The sequence below is a fragment of the Paeniroseomonas aquatica genome, from assembly GCF_030409335.1.
GTDB lineage: Bacteria > Pseudomonadota > Alphaproteobacteria > Acetobacterales > Acetobacteraceae > Belnapia > Belnapia aquatica.
On the sequence record NZ_JAUFPN010000269.1, the window covers coordinates 1 to 2,068 of the forward strand.

At 66.1% G+C, this 2,068-nt stretch carries 2 protein-coding genes; one reads left to right on the forward strand and one right to left on the reverse strand.

The features are described from left to right. Positions 1-105: 105 nt before the first annotated feature. Positions 106-1,542: a calcium-binding protein gene (locus QWZ14_RS29280; RefSeq protein ID WP_290320602.1), complete on the reverse strand. Its 1,437-nt coding sequence runs from the start codon at positions 1,540-1,542 to the stop codon at positions 106-108. A 327-nt stretch (positions 1,543-1,869) separates the two neighbouring features. Here QWZ14_RS29280 and QWZ14_RS29285 point away from each other — a divergent pair, with 327 nt between their 5' ends. After that, positions 1,870-2,052: a hypothetical protein gene (locus QWZ14_RS29285; RefSeq protein ID WP_290320601.1), complete on the forward strand. Its 183-nt coding sequence runs from the start codon at positions 1,870-1,872 to the stop codon at positions 2,050-2,052. Positions 2,053-2,068 lie beyond the last annotated feature (16 nt).

The following is a 2,068-nucleotide window of genomic DNA, read 5'->3' on the forward strand; positions in this document are numbered from 1 at the left end:
CAGCCCAAGGAAATGGCCAAAGTCCAGCTAAGACGGCGGCCTAAAACCATGACCGCAAGGTGGCCAGGACGCCGGTCCGGAGTCCCCGGACCGGCGCGTTCGAGGCTAGGCGAAGATGTACCAGGACCCGACGTCGCTGATGCCGTCCACGAACTGGGGCGTCGGGAACATGAAGTCGCTCTGCCGCAGCTCGTCCTTGGCGACGCCGACGAGCAGGATGGAGCCGTCGTCGCTACCATCCTGGTCCATGTCCCAGGCGATCTTGGCGCCGAGGTCGGTGTCCTCGACCTTCAGGTCTTTGGCGTCGAGGTCCATAAAGGCGATATGGTCAAACAGGCCCTGCGCCGGGCCGGTGGCCCGGAAGTCGAGCACCACGTCGTTGCCGCTGTCCATGGAGACCATAAAGGCATCGGAGCCCGCGCCGCCCAGGTAGACGTCGTCGCCCTTCCCGCCGTCGAGCATGCCGTGGCCCTCGCCCTCGACGAGCCAGTCCCGGCCGTCGCCACCCATCAGCTCGTCGTTCGCGGCGCCACCGATCAGGGTGTCCTTGCCCTCGCCGCCCTCGATCTGGTCCGGACCCTCACCGCCCAGGAGCAGGTCCCTTCCCTCGGCTCCATCGAGGACGTCGTCGCCGCCTTTGCCAAGCAGGACATCGGCACCCGCGCGACCGAAGATCTGGTCCCAATCGCCGCTGCCGCTCAAAACCTCGCCCTTCCCGGTCCCGATGACGGCCGCATACATGTCGAAGGCGACGGTCTGGGCGTGGTCGCCGGAGCCGGGAACCAGCGTCTCGTCAGCCGCTGGGAGGGAGCCGGTGATTTCTGGCCCAGACACGCTCGGGGTCAGAGCCTCCTCGACGGGCCCGTCCGGCGCGCGGGTGCCTGGCGGCAGGTCCGGCTCGTTGTAAAACATGAAGTCGTCCTGCGAGAGCTCGGATTTCTGCACGCCCTCGAGCAGGACGGAGCCGCTCTCCCAGCTGATCTTCACCCCGGCGCCGGTGTCGTTGATGGCCAGGTCTCCCCAGCGAATTTCCTCAAGGGCGATGTGGTCGCCGACGCCGGGACCGGCGGTGAAGTCCCGGATGACGTCGTCGCCCGAGCCTTGGCGCACGATGAAGGCGTCTGGCCCTATGCCGCCGACGAGGGTGTCGTTGCCCTCCTCGCCGTCCATGCTGCTGTGGCCGGGGCCCTCGTCCAGGTAGTCGTTTCCGAGGCCACCCATGAGGGCATCCGCGTCCGCGGCGCCGTAGAGGGTGTCGTTGCCCCCGCCGCCATGCAGGTGATCCATCCCAGGGCCACCCGAGAGGAGGTCCGCCCCCTCACCGCCCGTCAGGACATCGCCCTCAGGGCCGCCGCCGAGCTTGTCCGCATCGCCAAGCCCCCAGTAGTGGTTGGCGGCATCGGTGCCGCCGAAGCTGTTCGCCCCGGGGCCACCCACCGCCAGCTGGTGCTCCGGCATGCCCGGGATGGTCGTGGAAATCTGCTCTCGTTCGGTTCGCTCGGGACTTGCGGTCTTGGTCCTTCCCCCGAAGAGGTCCTGCACCAAGTCCAGTAGTTCTCTCGCCACGCCGTGGACCTCCATCCAATGCTGATACCGCGCGATGGGAGAGCCATGGCAGGCCTTGGCGCGCAGCAGTCAGAGAACACAGAGGGCTTGGCAGGAGTTGGCCCAACTTCCATGACGTAGTGTGTCAACATATCGCCCCCAAACCATTCCTTTGGCCAGGACGGATCGCCGACCGGAATCGCCAGGGCGCATTACGAAGTATGTACAGGTATCGTTCGCATGTTGCAGGAGGCGAGCGTGGACGTCAGCTTCTGATATCGATTGTGAGCCTCAACCGGCGGCACATCGGGGCTGGAGGTTAGGATGACGAAGACATTCGGGTTCGGAGCCACGCTCCGGTGGCTGCCCCTGTGTGGGGTAGCATTGCTGGCCATGGTGATGCCTGCACTGGCGCAGAGCGTCGACCTGACGCTTGAGGAGCGCACAGTCAACATCAACGGCACCGATCGCCCCGCCGTCACAGTTACTCACCAGTCGGTAACATAGGCGACACTTGGCGCCC